This window comes from Fictibacillus sp. 5RED26, from assembly GCF_015903895.1.
Taxonomy (GTDB): Bacteria; Bacillota; Bacilli; order Bacillales; family Fictibacillaceae; genus Fictibacillus; species Fictibacillus phosphorivorans.
The window spans coordinates 1,466,658-1,483,693 of record NZ_JACZDU010000001.1 but is presented as its reverse complement, the minus strand read 5'-3'; the positions used below and the strand labels follow the sequence as shown (position 1 = coordinate 1,483,693).

Here is a 17,036-nt window from a genome sequence, read left to right as displayed (position 1 = left end):
TTATGAACTTTTCAATAATAGCTGCTATGGATGAAAATAGAGTGATAGGCAAAGACAATGATTTACCTTGGAGGTTGCCAAAAGATTGGAAGTACGTACAAAAGATTACGATTGGAAAAACCATCGTTCTAGGTAGGAAAAACTTTGAATCTATTGGTAAAGCGTTGCCTGGAAGGAAGAACATTGTACTTACAAGAAAAAAAGATTTCTCACCTCAAGATTGTATCGTTGTCCATTCTATTGACGAGGTGTTGAAAACTTGTGACTGCGATGAAGAAGTCATAATTTTTGGTGGAGAGGAAATCTATAGGCAGTTTATGCCGATGGTAACTAAAATGTACCTTACAAAAATACACCATGCCTTTGAAGGAGATACTTTCTTTCCAGATTTCAACGAAAGAGATTGGAAAGAGGTTTCTAGAGTCAAAGGAATACAGGACAAAGATAATCCGTACATCTATTATTTTCATCAATACATTAGGGAATTGTGAAAATTCAATTCATCACTAACAGCTTACATAAAATCAGAAAAAACAGACTTGACAGAAATTTCTAATCATCTTATCATTAGTAAAAGTTTTCATCGTTTAAACGTGATGATTAGGAGTAGTAAGGATCTATTTGTTGTTTAGAGAGCTGCTGATTGGGTGCAATGCAGTCAACATATATCCTGAACTCGCCTAGGAGTGGACAGACTAAAATGAAGTCTGTACGGTTAACCTCCGTAATTAGGTTCTGAGGTTTGCATGGATTCTTTGCAAACAAAGAAGAGTGGTACCACGTTAGGAAAATCCTATCGTCTCTTTATCGAGATGATAGGATTTTTTTGTATTAAGGGGGAGATAGCAATGAGTAAGGATTGTTTTATTTGCGACAAACATACAGGCACTATCAATACAGTTGGTGTAAAAATATTTGAAGATGATTATGTTTATGTGGGCCATATCGATAAAGGTGTTCGCCCTTCTTACCTAGGGCATATCATGATCGATCTGAAACGACACGCACCAGGTCTTGGTGATCTGACGATTGAAGAAGCCAATGCATTCGGCCAGATCATGGCTCGAGTGAGCAAAGCAGTGAAAGAGACAGAAAACGCTGAGCACATTTATGCACTCGTATCAGGTAATTCTGTTGCACATCTTCATATGCACATCGTTCCACGATATCCAAATACACCAGAAGAGTACTGGGGACCGAATGAAGTCTATAGTTGGGCAGATGCTCCGTTTGGAATGAATGAAGATATAGTAAAAGTTTGCGAACGAGTGAGAAATTATTTGGAGGAGAATAGTGATGAAGAGTCCTAATATGAAGTGGGTTGGAAGCGATAAAACATTTATAGATGAATTAGATATAACAGAAGTACAAAACGTAACCTTGGGCAGGTTTGGAGGTAATTCTAAAGCAGGTTCATATAAAAATGAAGATGGATGCTTAGTGTGGGCGAACGAAGCAGAAAACTGGGAGTTTACAATGGTACTTGATGGTCATAAAACAGCACAAAGTGTTGAACTGGTTCTAAATCACTTTGAAAAGAATGAGAATGAAATTAAGTCTGTTCTCTCTGAATCTGCAAGTGCAGCTCTTAAAAAGCTAGATTATCTTATACTTAATATCTTTCAAGATCCTGATTTTATGGATTCTTGTCGAAAAACAACAGGTGAAACGGCATGTCTGATCGTTGTTCGAAAAGGAAAATATTTGTGGTGGTTCTCAATTGGCGATTGTATTCTTCATCTTTTCCATCCTGAGCTGATTGCACTAGGTGAAAGACAGCTTGTTCAGCGTAGTTTTTATGAGTGGGTCGGTGAAGTGAACACATTTGAACTTCCAGTACCTTGTTATAGCTCAGGTAAGAAAGAAATGAGAAAGGGACTTAACCATATTTTCATGACGACGGATGGGCTGACTGAATGTCCGGGTGTTGCATTTGAAGATGCTGGAGAGGTACAAAAAGTATTGAGCGATAACGGTATGGAAGAAGGCGTTCGATTCCTATTAGATGAAATAAGAAGAAATAATGTAAGAGATAGCACGACCATCATAGCATGGTCTGTTGATATAAAGGAAACAGCTAGTTTGCCAAGTGATCTGTAAAGCTGTTTCCTCCTATTTGATATCAATATAATGCTGAAGCACGCGTGGCGGGATATATTTTAGTGGGAGTGGGCGTAAGGAAACGATAATGGTGTGGGGCATGATTGAGTCTTTTTGAGCTTGTTTAAGGCAGTTGTACATGTTCTTGCCTCCAACAGAGTTGGCAGAATGTATGGTTATTCGGTTCGCAAATAACTTTTCATTAACCATCATTTGTACAAGCATCATGCCGTTTCTCGTTCTGCTTAGTAAATCATGATCCAATGATAAGTGTTCAATATCATGGTTCCTCAGAAGATCCAAACATTCATCTATTGTTTCAACGAAGACATATCCTTCAGGCGGGCTCCGATAATCATCCATAAAAACACTAATCTTTTTCATTTTCTTGCACTCCCTTCCTTAACGGAGGGTGACTAAGAAAAGTCAAAGGCCCTAAGTTATTTTAATATATTAATTATAACACATTATTCCAAAACAAGTTTTGCATGGGGTATTATGAAATCTAAACTATTTCTTTACTACGTTACAATAAACGTTATTTAAATATTTATGCTTATGAAATATTAAAGTATTAAATTCTTCATCATTTTCTATTTTCCTTCAAGAAATGTCTATTTTTTATCAAAAATTAACAAATAAAATTTGAAATTATACAAATTTGTTGAAATGCCTCAATTAAGACTTGAACATTCCCTTTAAGTCTCTGTTTCATTACGAACAGATATTCGTTAAAATAGAAGTGAGGTGGTAAACATGTTTCGAAAAAAATCAATCCAGCAAGTTATGGACGTTTTACGAGAGCCAGAACTAGCTAAACAAATTGTTCAATGGAAAACTATCGAGCCACGAGAGGCGGTTTCAGTGCCACTTCCTGACTCTTTGCATCCAACTATTCAATCTGCTCTTTCTAAAAGAGGGATTTCTTCCTTATATATTCACCAATTATCTGCCTATGAAGCTGCTTTACGCGGTGAAAGCTTTGTAGCTGTTACACCTACCGCGTCTGGAAAAACGCTCTGCTATAACCTTCCTGTTTTACAGGAGGTCGCTAATAATCCCGAGGCAAGAGCTTTGTATCTTTTCCCAACAAAAGCTCTTGCACAAGATCAGAAGTCAGAGATGAACGAACTGATTGATGAGATGGGTTTGGATATAAAAAGTTATACGTATGATGGGGATACTCCAGCAAATATTCGACAAGTGGTCAGAAAAGCGGGAAACATTGTTATGACGAATCCCGATATGCTTCATGCTGCTGTTCTTCCTCATCACACAAAATGGGTATCGCTTTTTGAAAATCTGAAATATGTAGTGGTAGATGAGTTACATACATATCGAGGCGTTTTCGGAAGTCATGTCGCAAATGTGATACGTCGACTGAAAAGGATCTGTAACTTTTATGGCAGTGACCCCATTTTTATCTGCACATCTGCAACTATTGCGAATCCAAAAGAGTTGGCAGAGCAACTTACTGGAAACCCGATGACTCTGATCAACAACAACGGAGCACCAGCCGGTCGTAAGCATTTTCTCTTTTATAATCCGCCCGTTGTGAATAAACCGTTAAACGTAAGGCGAAGCGCTACACTTGAAGCTAGAAATCTTGCGAAGCTATTCTTAGAAAACCATATTCAAACGATCGTTTTTGCACGCAGTCGTGTACGAGTGGAAATATTGCTTACTTACTTGCAAGAACTTGTAAAAAAAGAGTTTGGTACAAAGTCCATACAAGGTTATAGAGGGGGATATCTTCCTAAACAGCGACGCGCCATTGAAAAAGGACTTCGTAACGGAGACATCATGGGAGTCGTTTCAACAAATGCATTAGAACTAGGCGTAGATATAGGTCAGCTTCACGCTTGTATTTTGACAGGTTATCCGGGATCGATCGCTAGTGCGTGGCAACAAGCTGGACGGGCGGGGCGACGTCAGGATGAGAGCGTTGTGATCATGGTTGCTTCTTCCTCACCACTCGATCAATATGTGATACAGCATCCAGATTACTTTTTTGAACGATCACCAGAGTCTGCTCGTATGAATCCTGATAATCTCATTATTTTAGTGGATCATCTAAAATGCGCATCGTATGAACTTCCGTTTCAAGAGAGTGAGAAATTTGGTGATCAAGAGATACAGGATGTTTTAGAATTTTTAGTTGATGAGCAAGTGCTCCATAAAAGAGGAAAGCATTTTTACTGGATGAATGATTCCTTTCCTGCTCATAACATTTCACTTCGCTCTGCATCACAGGAGAACGTTGTGATCATCGATCAAAGTAATGTCGCTGACGTGAAAGTGATTGGCGAGATGGATCGTTTTAGTTCGATGACACTTCTTCACGAAGAAGCGATCTACCTTCATCAAGGTACACAATATCAGGTTGAGAAGCTCGATTACGAAGAAAAGAAAGCCTTCGTTCGGGAAGTGGATGTTGATTACTTTACAGATGCAAACCTTGCTGTATCGCTAAATGTACTAGAAGTAGACAAAGAAACGACAGATGAGCAAAATGCAAAAGCCTACGGTGATGTTATGGTAGTCGCAAAGGCAACTATCTTTAAAAAGATTAAATTTGAAACACATGACAATATTGGGTCAGGACCGATTCATCTTCCGGAAGAAGAGTTGCACACTTCTTCCACTTGGCTAACGTTTGAAAATAACGATTTAAGTGAAGAAAAACTCGAAGCGGGCCTCCTTGGAATCGCACACGTACTGCGGCATGTCGCTCCATTATTTGTTATGTGTGATGCAAATGATCTTCATGTTGTACCGCAAGTTAAAGCGGTACATAATCAACAACCTACAATCTTTATTTACGATCGATACCCAGGAGGAATAGGTCTGAGTGAAAAAGTGTATGGCTCTTGGGATACTGTTCTTGACCAAGCGCTCTCTATGATCCAACGTTGTCCTTGCGAAAGTGGCTGTCCGTCTTGCACGGGTACATTAGAAGAAGGAAATAACAGCAAGAATCTAGCTGTAAAGCTGATTTCTCAAATTAAAGGAGCGACAGAGCATGTCGATTCAAAGTAAACTAAATCGACTAAAAAAACATATGGTAAATCCGGTTTCAACGCCTCCTGTACAGAGCAAGCAACCACTTGAGGATTCATCAGGTAACAGGATTGATCATGCGGATTATTGGGAGAAATTTGGGGCGTCAGCTTATTTTTTCGAAGAGGATTATTGCATCATCCGAAAAGTAGAATATCCTCTTGACACAAAGTGGGGGCGTTATCGGTTTTCTGACGTTTTGGACGCTGTGTCGAAATGGCAGGATACTGATGCTGATCATCCTTTACATGCAAGGGATTTAGAAGCCTCTGACCTTTTGTTCTTTGATACAGAAACAACTGGTTTAAGTGGTGGAGCTGGGAATACGATCTTTATGCTCGGTATGAGTCAGATCAAGGGAGATCACGTTTTAGTGCACCAGTTCTTCCTACCAGGACCAGGATCTGAAGTTGCTCTTTATCATTACTTCTTAAATCATGTGAAAGAACTGAGGAATCTAGTAACGTATAACGGAAAATCCTTTGATTGGCCACAAGTGAAAACGCGGCATACTTTAATTCGTGATTTTGTACCTTCATTGCCAGAGTTTGGTCACTTTGATCTTCTTCATGGCGCTAGGAGGCTTTGGAAAGATACGTTACCTGCGGTTAAGCTTTCTGTAGTGGAAAAAGAGATACTTGGCGTGAATCGGATTCATGATACACCTGGTTATCTTGCGCCCATGCTCTATTTTCAATATTGCAATGAAGGAGATCCTTCGCTCCTTGAAGGAGTTTTTCAGCACAACGAGTGGGATGTTCTTTCGCTCATCACGCTATATACTCATATGTCTGGGATTGTGACAGGTAATGGTTTTCGTACCGAAAAAGAAACGTATGAATCTGCGAGATGGTTTGAAGCTTTAAACGAACAAGAACAAGCGATGTCTTTTTATAACGAGGTTCTGGAAACGGGAAATTCACATATATCTCAATCAAAAAAATCATTAGCTGCTCTAAACAAAAAGTGTAATGAGATAGAAATCTCTGTCCAGTATTGGTTGGAATTGCTTGAAGAAGATCATTTAGATGAAGAGCCAGCGGTTGAACTTTCTAAGTATTTTGAGCACATACGAAAAGATTACGATAAAGCTCTTCATTTTGCTGTTATGGCCTATTCAAGGTGGAAGGGCAAAAAAAGGTTAACAAAGAGGAAAGAAGAACAGGAAAAACAGCGTTTTTTGAAAAGAATCGAACGATTAGAACAACGCGTCATCCAATATTCGTAAAAATTCGTCAAATTTATGAATTCCTGCAAAATATCTCTTCTCAAACGGCATTGTTTTTTGTAGAATATAAGAGGACATGAAAATGTTCTTAAGAAAATAAATTCCCCCTTTTTTTATTCCCCGGGTAAGCGCAAAAAACGTCATAAAACCTTATATTTCTACTAGGTTTTCGTCATATTTCCTGACGGTTTCGATTGTTTTCGCAAAATAACCCGGAATAGGGATAGGGAAATATATATTTTAAGCTATGGAGAGATGGTACGTGAAGCAGTGGATTGTTGTTCTATTTTTTGTAATCGTCGGGTTAACAGTAATGATTGGCAATCAAATCAGTCACACAACACAAAACTTTTAATGAAGCCCCGGCTATAGACAGAGCCGGGTGTTTTTCATTAATAGGAGGTATTTTCACATGCTTCAAACACTGCTTGTCAGTGGCTACAAAGCTCATGAACTGGGGATTTTTAGTGACAAACATGAAGGGGTATACTATATAAAGAAAGCGATTGGACAAAAGTTAGTCTCGCTTCTTGATGAAGGACTTGAATGGGTGATCATCAGTGGGCAGCCAGGTGTTGAAATGTGGGCTGCAGAAGTGGTGTTTGATCTTCAAGCGGAATACCCCGATCTAAAACTTGCAGTTCTTACACCGTTCTTAGAGCAAGAAGCTCGTTGGAAAGAAAACGTTCAAGAAAAATATCATGAAATTTTAGCTGGTGCCGATTTTGTTGATTCGGTCAGCCGAAAGCCATACGAGTCGCCAGGGCAGCTTCGTGTTAAAAATCAATTTCTTGTGCAAAAAAGCGATGCCGTGTTGCTTTTATACGACGAAGAAAAAGACGGTTCGCCGAAGTATTATTTACAGGCAGCTAAACAAAAGCAGGAAATGGACAATTCGTACGAAATATTTTATATTACTCCTTATGACTTGGATGTTCTTGTACAAGAGGAACAATACAATCGTAATGAATAAATGAATCTAAAGTCGAAAAAAATTGACATTTAGGTCAGGTAGTGAAAAAATAATTTTAGAATCTTTGTGTGAGGTGATTCACATGAGTGAACAGCGTTTTCATTTAACGGCGAAAGAAATTTTGGAAAAAGACTTTAAACAAGGCTTTCGTGGCTATGATCAAGACGAAGTAGACAAATTCTTAGATCTTATTATTAAGGATTATGAAAATTTCCAAAAAGAGTATGATGCAGTTGTGCAAGAAAACAATCGACTGCGTAAAGAAGCTCAAAATACTACTGATCATCAGCAAACACGCAGAATGTCTTCAGTAACTTCAAGCACGACGAACTCCGATATTCTTCAGCGTTTGTCTAACTTGGAAAAACATGTTTTTGGCAGCAAATTGTACGATTGATTCCAGTTATTAACCATTTGTTTTTATCCATTCAGCATGCTATAATGAATCTTGCTTTTAAAACTTAAATCAATAGCGTTCGGGTAATCGCTGGATCAGATCTTCTGGTTTAGAGGAAAGTCCATGCTCGCACGGATCTGAGATGACCGTAATGATCGTGCCTGGCCAAAAAATAAGCCAGGGTAGATTGGTTTGCTTGTATAAAGCTTACTGGACTAACGGCAGGGAACGCACCTAAGTCTTCGGATATGGTGTTAATACCTTGAAAGTGCCACAGTGACGTAGTCCCGATGGAAACAAAGGGAGTGGAACGAGGTAAACCCCACGAGCGAGAAACCCAAATTATGGTAGGGGAGTTTCCCATTTCGGAATTGAACGATTGGGAGAACAAGAAGCCAAGGCTTTTTGTAGATAGATGATTACCACCGGTGTACGAGGCTACCAGCCGTTTGTAGTACTAAGGAACAGAACATGGCTTACAGAACGTTATTGGTACCTAAATTAAAGCTGAATGAGGGCCCCGTTTACCGGGGCTTTTTCTATTTACATAAAAAGTGTCCTGAAATAAGGGTATACTTATTACTATAGAAATCGATGAAGATTAAGGAGTTCATATTATGACACAATTAAGACTGCTGGCAACAGCAGCTATGGGATTAGAGGCTCTTGTAGCCAATGAAGTTCGCGCGCTAGGTTTTGAGAATGTGAAAGTTGAAAACGGGAAAGTTTATTTTGATGGTGATGAGAAAACTTTAGTAAAAGCTAACTTATGGTTAAGAACGGCAGATCGCGTAAAATTAGTGGTTGGTGAGTTTAAAGCAGAGACGTTTGATGAACTTTTCGAGCAAACGAAGGCACTTCCTTGGGCTGATTTTATTCCTGAAGACGGGGAGTTCCCCGTAATCGGCCGGTCCGTAAAATCAAAGCTATTTTCTGTATCCGACTGCCAAGCAATCGTAAAGAAAGCAGTAGTAGATAACTTGAAAACGGCGTATAACCGTAAAACATGGTTCCCTGAAGACGGAGCATTGTATCGAATCGAGGTTGCGATTCATAAAGATATCGCGACATTAACTCTTGATACGAGTGGGACAGGTCTACACAAGCGTGGATACCGTGAGTTGCATTCAGGTGCGCCGATTAAAGAAACGATGGCTGCAGCTCTTATTATGCTAACGAATTGGACGCCAGACAAGCCTTTCGCTGATCCATTTTGTGGTTCAGGAACATTGCCGATAGAAGCTGCGATGATCGGCCAAAACATCGCGCCTGGTTTAAATCGCGAGTTCGCTTCAGAAAAATGGAACTGGATCGATAAAAAGGTTTGGTATGAGGCAGTTGGTGAGGCTCAAGATGTTGCAAAATATGATCTACCTCTTGAGATTCAAGGTTCTGATATTGATCATAAGATGATCGAACTATCTAAGAATAATGCTAACGAAGCTGGATTCGATGATTTTATCACGTTTAAACAGATGCAAGTCCGCGATTTCACGACTAGAAAAGATTTCGGTTGTCTTGTGACGAACCCGCCTTACGGAGAGCGACTAGGTGAGAGAGAAGAAGTAGCACAAATGTATCGCGACCTAGGTATGGCGATGAAACCGTATGATACATGGAGTGTGTATGTGATCACTTCGAATGAAAAGTTTGAAGAATATTATGGCCGTTCAGCAACGAAGAAGCGTAAGCTGTACAACGGTGATTTGAAGACGGACTATTATCAATACTTTGGAAAACGTCCACCTAGACAGCACCAGAGTTGATGAGTGTGTTTTGAATACATGCATATATGGTATGGGGAGCCGCGAGTGTCGAAAATTGTAGACTCGCGGATAAAAGCTGAAAATTTGTGGATTGAGAAGCAAAACTCGTGGATTGAACTACAAAATTTGTGGATTCAAGGACAAAACTTTTGGATTCTACCGCCCAAACCAATAAGGAAGGCTGACTTTTTTGATCGAGTCAGCCTTTTTTATGTGAATCATACACCTTAATAGCAATAAAACTATAATAATTTCACGTACCGTACATATTTAATAATTTTTATTAAAAGACATTAGGAAATAGCAATATAAAACCGAATTTAAATAACACAATACATACTCACTACTACATTGATCATCACCAATTACAGAAACAAAGTTTAAAGACCTCTTATACACGTACATACTATGCCTAACCATAAAACGAAGGCAGGTTATATTATGTACACACAATTCAGCCATTTAGATAGCATTCAAAAGGCATTACAGAACATACAACCACACCTGGAAGATCATCATAAAGCCGAAATTCAAAGTGTCCTACATCAATCAATTGGTCACGCAAACAATATTGATCCTTCTTTTGCAACGTATGCAGAACTTTTTAAAGAAGATTTTTAGAAAAAAATAAAATCGACCAGCAGGACTTTTTTATTGCGTCACGAATTCATATAGCGGTATGTTTTTTATGAAACCGTGAAGGGATGGAATAGCAAATGACGCAAACAAAAGTAACTGTTGAAAAAGAATTCTTAGATTATGTGAAAAAAATGGTACACATCAATGAAGCCATCGGCCTCATGTATTGGGACCTTCGTACAGGCGCACCTAAAAAAGGGGTCGAGCAACGTTCTGAAGTAATCGGGACATTATCTTCGGATGTTTTTGCGATGTCTACTTCTGAAGAAATGAAGAGTTATATCGAAGAACTTTCTAAGTCTGATATACAAGACTCTCTTTCTGATGTTACGAAGAAGACGCTAGAGGAAGTAAAAAAAGATTACGAGCGTAATGCCAAGATTCCTCCTGCAGAATTTAAAGAGTATGTCATTTTACAATCAAAAGCAGAAACGGTCTGGGAAGAAGCGAAGAACGCTTCAGACTTCTCCTTATTCCAGCCATACTTAGAAAAACTTGTTGATTATAATAAGAAGTTCATCGGCTATTGGGGCTATGAAGGAAATAAATATAACACACTCTTAGATATGTATGAGCCTGGTGTTACAGTAGAAATCTTAGATGAGACGTTCTCTAAACTTCGTGATCGAATCGTACCTCTTCTTCAAAAAGTTACAGAAGCAGGACAGCCTGATACGAAGTTCTTATTCGAACATTTCCCGAAAGAAAAGCAAAAAGAATTCAGCATGCATGTTCTAAAAGACATGGGTTATGACTTTGATTCTGGTCGTTTGGATGAAACGGTTCACCCGTTCGCAATCGGATTAAACCCGGGAGACGTTCGAGTAACAACGAAGTATATGGAAAACGACTTCCGTACGGCTGTATTCGGAACCATTCATGAAGGTGGACACGCACTTTATGAGCAAAACATTTCAGATGAACTTGTTGGAACACCACTTGCTACTGGAACATCTATGGGCATTCACGAGTCTCAGTCTCTGTTCTGGGAGAACTTTGTCGGTCGTCACTTTGGATTCTGGAAAAATCAATACAACATGTTAAAGACGGTTTCGGGTGCACAGTTTAACGGAGTAGAGCTTGAAGATTTCTACCGCTCTATTAACGTTGTCGAGCCTTCGCTCATACGTATTGAAGCTGATGAGATGACATATCCACTTCATGTTATCGTTCGTTATGAAATCGAAAAAGGCTTGTTTAACGACGAAATCGAAGTAAAAGACCTTCCGCGCATCTGGAATGAAAAGATGCAAGAATATATCGGTGTTACGCCTAAGAACGATGCGGAAGGAGTGCTTCAGGATGTACACTGGTCAGGCGGAAGCTTTGGTTACTTCCCGTCCTATGCTCTTGGATACATTTATGCAGCACAGCTTAAAAATGCGATGATAAACGACATTCCTGATTTCGATGCACTTATGGAGTCTGGAAACCTTCTTCCGATCAAAGAATGGTTAACGAAAAATGTGCATCAGTACGGAAAGATGAAGAAGCCGATTGAAATCTTAAAAGACGTAACAGGTGAGGGTCTAAACCCAGATCATCTGATCGCTTACTTCGAAAAGAAGTATAGTGATATTTACCGCTTAGAGAAATAATGAATTATAGCCGGCGGTTCTCGATAACAAGATTCGAGATTGCCGGTTTTTTTCACTTAGTACGTTAGTATAAGTTCAACTAAGGCTTGAAAAGCTTGGCGTCTGCCAAGTTTTCTTTATGAAAAGGTTTCATTTCTACATAATTTGTCTAAAACTATATAAAAAGACACTAGGAGGACATAAAGATGGGAGCTGCAACGACACAAGATATCCAAAACCTGTTAAAATTAAGAAAACGCATTGCTGTAGTCGGTCTATCTGATCAACCCTTTCGCACATCTTATATGGTTTCAGAATATATGCAGAATGCCGGTTATGAGATTATCCCTGTAAATCCTAATGTCAGAGAGGTTTTAGGGCAAAAGGCGTTTGCAACGCTCGAAGAGATCGAGGGGCATGTAGATATTGTTAACGTGTTTAGACGCAGTGAATATTTGCCTGAAGTTGCTCGTTCTGCTGCGAAAATAAAAGCTGGTTTCTTTTGGGCACAGCTCGGTCTTTATAGTGCAGAAGCAGAAGAGATTTTGCAAAGTGCGACGATTCCTTATATTATGGATAAGTGCATTAAAGTGGAACATGCTATGATACGGTAGTAATGAACCACCCGCAATCATACGGGTGGTTTTCCCATGCTTATCTTGTAAAGTCACTTTTTATTAGAAAAATATTCTTTTCGACACTAAAGGTTTTCAGTCGATATACCGAGAAATAAGAGGAGAATATACAGACAACAGTAGTATAGAAACAAACGTTCTGCTATTATAGTAGTACTGCAGCAACGTGAAAGGAGCAACACAACTTGGCTAGTAATAAGTCATTAATGGAGTATAACGATGATGCCATACAGGTGCTCGAAGGTTTAGAAGCCGTTCGAAAACGTCCAGGTATGTATATTGGAAGTACGGATGCTAGAGGATTGCATCACCTCGTATATGAAATTGTAGATAACGCCGTTGACGAAGCATTAGGCGGATTCGGTGATTACATACATGTGAAAATTCACAAGGATAATAGTGTGTCAGTATCAGATGATGGCCGCGGAATGCCAACGGGTATGCATAAGCTCGGAAAACCAACACCAGAAATCATCTTTACTGTTCTTCATGCTGGTGGAAAGTTTGGTCAAGGGGGATACAAAACATCTGGAGGATTGCATGGTGTAGGTGCTTCCGTTGTAAACGCACTATCTGAATGGTTGGAAGTAACCATCCATCGTGACGGAAAGACTTATCGCCAACGTTTTGAGAATGGCGGAAAACCTGTAACAACCCTTGAAGTGATCGGAAATACGCGTAAGTCTGGAACGACCGTACACTTTAAACCAGACCCGACCATGTTTTCTACGATCAACTATAACTATGAAACGTTAAGTGAACGTTTACGAGAAGCCGCATTTCTATTAAAAGGGATCAAGATTGTACTTGAAGATGCACGTAACGGAGAAAAAGACGAATTTCAGTTCGATACAGGTCTTGAGGCATTCGTAAAATATTTGAACGAAGATAAAGACTCTCTTCATACTGTTGTGAGTTTTGAGGGCATACAAAATGAGATCGAAGTGGATTTTGCTTTTCAATATAACGATGGTTATGCAGAAAACGTATTATCGTTCGTAAATAACGTTCGAACAAAAGATGGCGGAACGCACGAATCGGGTGCGAAAACGGCTATTACTCGAAGCATTAACGAATACGCTCGAAAAACGAACATGTTAAAAGAAAAAGATAAAAACTTAGATGGATCTGATATCCGTGAAGGTTTAACAGCTGTTGTTTCCGTTCGTATTCCCGAAGAATTTCTGCAATTTGAAGGGCAAACGAAGAGTAAACTAGGAACGAGTGAAGCTCGTTCTGCTGTGGATGCGGTTGTAGCGGTTAAGTTAGCGTATTTCCTTGAGGAAAATCCTGCAATTAGTGAAATGCTTATCCGTAAAAGTATTAAAGCCGCACAAGCACGTGAAGCAGCACGTAAAGCACGTGAAGATGCTCGAAACGGTAAAAAGAACAAACGTAAGGATTCGATGTTAAGCGGTAAATTAACGCCTGCTACATCAAAGAATCCAGAACGAAATGAACTTTATCTTGTAGAGGGTGATTCTGCAGGAGGTTCAGCTAAGCAAGGGCGAGACCGTAAATTCCAGGCGATCCTTCCACTACGAGGAAAAGTAATCAACACAGAAAAAGCAAAGCTTGCTGATATCTTCAAGAACGAAGAAATCAACACAATCATTCATGCGATTGGAGCTGGAGTGGGCTCTGATTTTACTTTAAAAGATGTGAACTACGATAAGATTGTAATCATGACTGATGCAGATACAGATGGTGCACACATTCAAGTTTTATTACTCACTTTTTTCTATCGATACATGAAGCCGCTTATTGAAGAAGGAAAAGTGTTCATCGCACTTCCTCCACTTTACAAAGTAAGCAAAGGGACTGGTAAGAAAGAAGTCATCGAATATGCTTGGGATGAAGACGAGCTTAGAGAAGCACAGAAAAAAATCGGAAAAGGCTATATCATCCAACGCTATAAAGGTCTAGGTGAGATGAATGCTGACCAATTATGGGAAACTACGATGGATCCTGACACACGTACGTTGATCCGAGTAAGAATTGATGACGCTGCCCGTGCTGAAAAACGTGTATCTGTCCTAATGGGAGATAAAGTAGAACCGCGACGAAAGTGGATCGAAGAACACGTTGCGTTTGGCATAAACGAAGAAACGAACATACTAGATAACGAGAACTTGTCAGCATTCTGAGGAGGTTTAAAGATTGTCACTGCTTGAGAAATTTAGAGAGCTGCCGTTAGAAGACGTAATCGGCGACCGCTTCGGAAGATACAGTAAATACATCATTCAGGAGCGTGCATTACCTGATGCAAGAGACGGCCTGAAGCCCGTTCAGCGCCGTATTTTATATGCGATGTTCGCAGAAGGAAACACGAACGAAAAACCATACAGAAAATCAGCAAAAACGGTCGGAAACGTAATCGGTAACTATCACCCACATGGTGATTCTTCCGTTTATGAAGCAATGGTTCGTATGAGTCAAGACTGGAAAGTAAGAAATGTGCTTATTCAGATGCACGGTAACAACGGTAGTATCGATGGAGACCCTGCAGCTGCTATGCGTTATACAGAGGCGAGGCTATCAGCTATCGCTTCTGAGCTACTCCGTGATATTGATAAAGAGACAGTAGAATTCGCACCAAACTTTGATGATACAACCGAAGAACCGGTCGTATTACCAAGCCGTTATCCGAATCTATTAGTCAATGGATCAACAGGGATCTCTGCTGGTTATGCGACAGATATCCCACCACATCACCTTGGTGAAGTAATCGATGCAGTTACGATGCAGATCGATAACCCGGATGTTTCTCTTGAGGAATTAATGACGGTGATTAAAGGGCCAGATTTCCCAACCGGCGGAATCGTTCAAGGTCTAGATGGCATTAAGAAGGCGTTTGAAACAGGAAAAGGTCGCTTTGTCATTCGTGCAAAAACGGAGATCGAGAGCTTAAAAGGTGGCCGTCAGCAGATCGTCATTACTGAAGTTCCTTTTGAAGTGAACAAAGCGAACCTTGTTAAGCGCATGGATGAGTTGCGTTTAGATAAAAAAGTAGATGGTATCGCTGAGATCCGGGATGAGACAGATCGAACGGGTCTAAGAATCGTGATCGAGCTTCGTAAAGACGGTAATGCAGAAGGAATTCTAAACTATTTCTTTAAAAATACCGATCTTCAAGTCTCCTATAATTACAACATGGTAGCGATTCATAATAAGACACCGAAGCTGATGGGTTTGAAGGCGATTCTTCATTCTTACATTCAGCATCAAAAAGAAGTTGTTACTCGAAGAACACGATATGACCTAAGAAAAGCGGAAGAACGTTCACATATTGTTGAAGGTTTAATTAAAGCTATTTCAATTTTAGACGAAGTAATTGAAACGATCCGTGCTTCTAAAGATAAACGAAATGCTAAAGACAACATTATTGATAAATTTCAGTTTACAGAACCACAAGCTGAAGCGATCGTTACGTTACAGCTTTATCGTTTGACGAATACCGATATTACGACGCTTCAATCGGAAGCTGAGGAATTAGCGAAAAAAATTACGTATCTTCGTTCACTATTAGACAGCGAGAAAAAGCTGTTTAACGTTATCAAAAAAGAGATGTCCGAGGTTCAGAAGAAATACGCTGATCCACGCCGAACAATCATTGAAGCGGAAATTGAAGAGATCAAGATCGACATGGAAGTCATGATTCCGTCTGAAGATGTCATGGTGACTGTTACAGAAGACGGCTATGTAAAACGCTCTAGTGTTCGTTCATACAGTGCTTCTAACGGTGAACCGCCAGGCATGAAGGATACCGATTCACTTCTGATGGCGTCTCAGCTCAACACAACAGAAACGCTACTTATGTTCACGAACAAAGGAAACTACGTTTACCTGCCTGTGTACGAGATGCCTGAGATCCGCTGGAAAGACATGGGGCAGCACTTAGCAAGTCTTGTTGGCCTAGATAAAGATGAAAAACTGATTAAAGCATACCCGATTAAAGAGTTTACAGAGAATCAATATCTAATCTTCTTTACTAAGCAGGGTATGGCGAAGAAAACAGAACTCAAGTCTTACAAAGCGACACGTTATAACCGTCCACTGATGGCCGTTAAGCTAAAAGCAGATGATGAAGTCGTAGACGTTTCGTTAACAAACGGAGTGCAAGATGTTTTCATTGCGACACATTTTGGACTAGGTTTATGGTTTGCTGAAGATGAGATCTCAATCGTTGGACAAAGAGCGTCTGGCGTTAAAGGCATAAATTTAAAAGCTGGGGACCATGTGGTTAGTGGGTTTACACTACCAGAAGACCCTGAGAAGGCACAAGTTGTTATTGCTACACAGCGTGGTGCACTTAAAAAGATGAAGATTTCAGAATTTGAAAGAACATCGCGTGCTAAACGTGGTCTTGTGATGGTGAGGGAGTTAAAATCGAACCCTCATCGAATCGTGGGTATGAAGTTAATTACAGCAGATGGAGTACAGTTTGTACTACAAACAAGCTCAGGTAAAGTTGAGACAATTTCTACATTGAATTACAAACCAGCTGATCGATATAACAATGGTTCGTTTGTTGTGGATACCGGAGAAACAGGGCCGATTACTCGAATTAAATCATTGGTTTCAACTGAACAATCAAAAGAGTAGCGTTTGCTGCTCTTTTCTTCTTTTTTGAATGTATTAATTCTTTGTAGTTCATGAAA

The 17,036-nt window shown here is 39.8% G+C and carries 14 protein-coding genes, 1 other RNA gene and 1 other annotated feature; of the genes, 14 read left to right on the top strand and 1 reads right to left on the bottom strand.

Going from position 1 to position 17,036, the window contains the following annotated elements; translation table 11 throughout:
• Window positions 1-2: 2 nt before the first annotated feature.
• The 3 genes from IHV10_RS07690 (at window position 3) to IHV10_RS07680 (ending at window position 2,100) form a co-directional block, all read left to right on the top strand.
• The gene (locus IHV10_RS07690; protein WP_197128018.1) at window positions 3-491 is read left to right on the top strand and encodes a dihydrofolate reductase; all 489 of its coding nucleotides are present in this window, start codon (window positions 3-5) and stop codon (window positions 489-491) included.
• Window positions 492-587: 96 nt separating this feature from the next.
• Window positions 588-807: a binding site (T-box leader), on the top strand.
• Between the two features lie 41 nt (window positions 808-848).
• Entirely contained in the window at window positions 849-1,310 is a 462-nt protein-coding gene (locus IHV10_RS07685) for an HIT family protein (protein ID WP_197128017.1), read from the top strand.
• Window positions 1,297-2,100, top strand: a complete 804-nt coding sequence (locus IHV10_RS07680) for a protein phosphatase 2C domain-containing protein (RefSeq protein WP_197128016.1) — start codon at window positions 1,297-1,299, stop codon at window positions 2,098-2,100. Before IHV10_RS07685 ends, IHV10_RS07680 begins: the two co-directional genes overlap by 14 nt.
• A 12-nt stretch (window positions 2,101-2,112) precedes the next feature.
• Here IHV10_RS07680 and IHV10_RS07675 read toward each other — a convergent pair whose 3' ends face one another.
• Complete coding sequence (locus IHV10_RS07675; protein WP_197128015.1) at window positions 2,113-2,484, bottom strand: cyclic-phosphate processing receiver domain-containing protein; 372 nt, start codon at window positions 2,482-2,484, stop codon at window positions 2,113-2,115.
• Window positions 2,485-2,856: 372 nt separating this feature from the next.
• Between IHV10_RS07675 and IHV10_RS07670 the strand changes: the two genes are divergently transcribed.
• The 11 genes from IHV10_RS07670 to parC all read left to right on the top strand — a co-directional run bounded on the left by IHV10_RS07670 (window position 2,857) and on the right by parC (window position 16,980).
• Window positions 2,857-5,139 carry a DEAD/DEAH box helicase gene (locus tag IHV10_RS07670; protein ID WP_197128014.1) on the top strand — a complete coding sequence of 761 codons (2,283 nt, stop codon included), beginning with the start codon at window positions 2,857-2,859 and terminating at the stop codon, window positions 5,137-5,139.
• The gene (locus IHV10_RS07665; RefSeq protein ID WP_197128013.1) at window positions 5,123-6,388 is read left to right on the top strand and encodes a ribonuclease H-like domain-containing protein; all 1,266 of its coding nucleotides are present in this window, start codon (window positions 5,123-5,125) and stop codon (window positions 6,386-6,388) included. Before IHV10_RS07670 ends, IHV10_RS07665 begins: the two co-directional genes overlap by 17 nt.
• Window positions 6,389-6,800: 412 nt before the next feature.
• A complete protein-coding gene (locus tag IHV10_RS07660) occupies window positions 6,801-7,361 on the top strand; it encodes a DUF1273 domain-containing protein (RefSeq protein ID WP_197128012.1) in 561 nt (186 codons plus the stop codon).
• Window positions 7,362-7,443: 82 nt separating this feature from the next.
• Window positions 7,444-7,758: a cell division regulator GpsB gene (gene gpsB / locus IHV10_RS07655; protein WP_197128011.1), complete on the top strand. Its 315-nt coding sequence runs from the start codon at window positions 7,444-7,446 to the stop codon at window positions 7,756-7,758.
• A 75-nt stretch (window positions 7,759-7,833) separates the two neighbouring features.
• Window positions 7,834-8,242: RNase P RNA component class B (gene rnpB / locus IHV10_RS07650), an RNA gene on the top strand.
• Window positions 8,243-8,375: 133 nt separating this feature from the next.
• Entirely contained in the window at window positions 8,376-9,524 is a 1,149-nt protein-coding gene (locus tag IHV10_RS07645; RefSeq protein WP_197128010.1) for a THUMP domain-containing class I SAM-dependent RNA methyltransferase, read from the top strand.
• Window positions 9,525-9,965: 441 nt separating this feature from the next.
• Window positions 9,966-10,145: a hypothetical protein gene (locus IHV10_RS07640; RefSeq protein WP_197128009.1), complete on the top strand. Its 180-nt coding sequence runs from the start codon at window positions 9,966-9,968 to the stop codon at window positions 10,143-10,145.
• A gap of 95 nt (window positions 10,146-10,240) precedes the next feature.
• Window positions 10,241-11,761 carry a carboxypeptidase M32 gene (locus IHV10_RS07635; RefSeq protein WP_197128008.1) on the top strand — a complete coding sequence of 507 codons (1,521 nt, stop codon included), beginning with the start codon at window positions 10,241-10,243 and terminating at the stop codon, window positions 11,759-11,761.
• 185 nt (window positions 11,762-11,946) lie between these two features.
• The gene (locus tag IHV10_RS07630; RefSeq protein WP_197128007.1) at window positions 11,947-12,354 is read left to right on the top strand and encodes a CoA-binding protein; all 408 of its coding nucleotides are present in this window, start codon (window positions 11,947-11,949) and stop codon (window positions 12,352-12,354) included.
• 227 nt (window positions 12,355-12,581) lie between these two features.
• Window positions 12,582-14,522 (top strand): DNA topoisomerase IV subunit B, encoded by a 1,941-nt coding sequence (gene parE / locus IHV10_RS07625; protein WP_197128244.1) that lies wholly within the window; start codon window positions 12,582-12,584, stop codon window positions 14,520-14,522.
• 13 nt (window positions 14,523-14,535) lie between these two features.
• Window positions 14,536-16,980: a DNA topoisomerase IV subunit A gene (parC, locus tag IHV10_RS07620; RefSeq protein ID WP_197128006.1), complete on the top strand. Its 2,445-nt coding sequence runs from the start codon at window positions 14,536-14,538 to the stop codon at window positions 16,978-16,980.
• Window positions 16,981-17,036 lie beyond the last annotated feature (56 nt).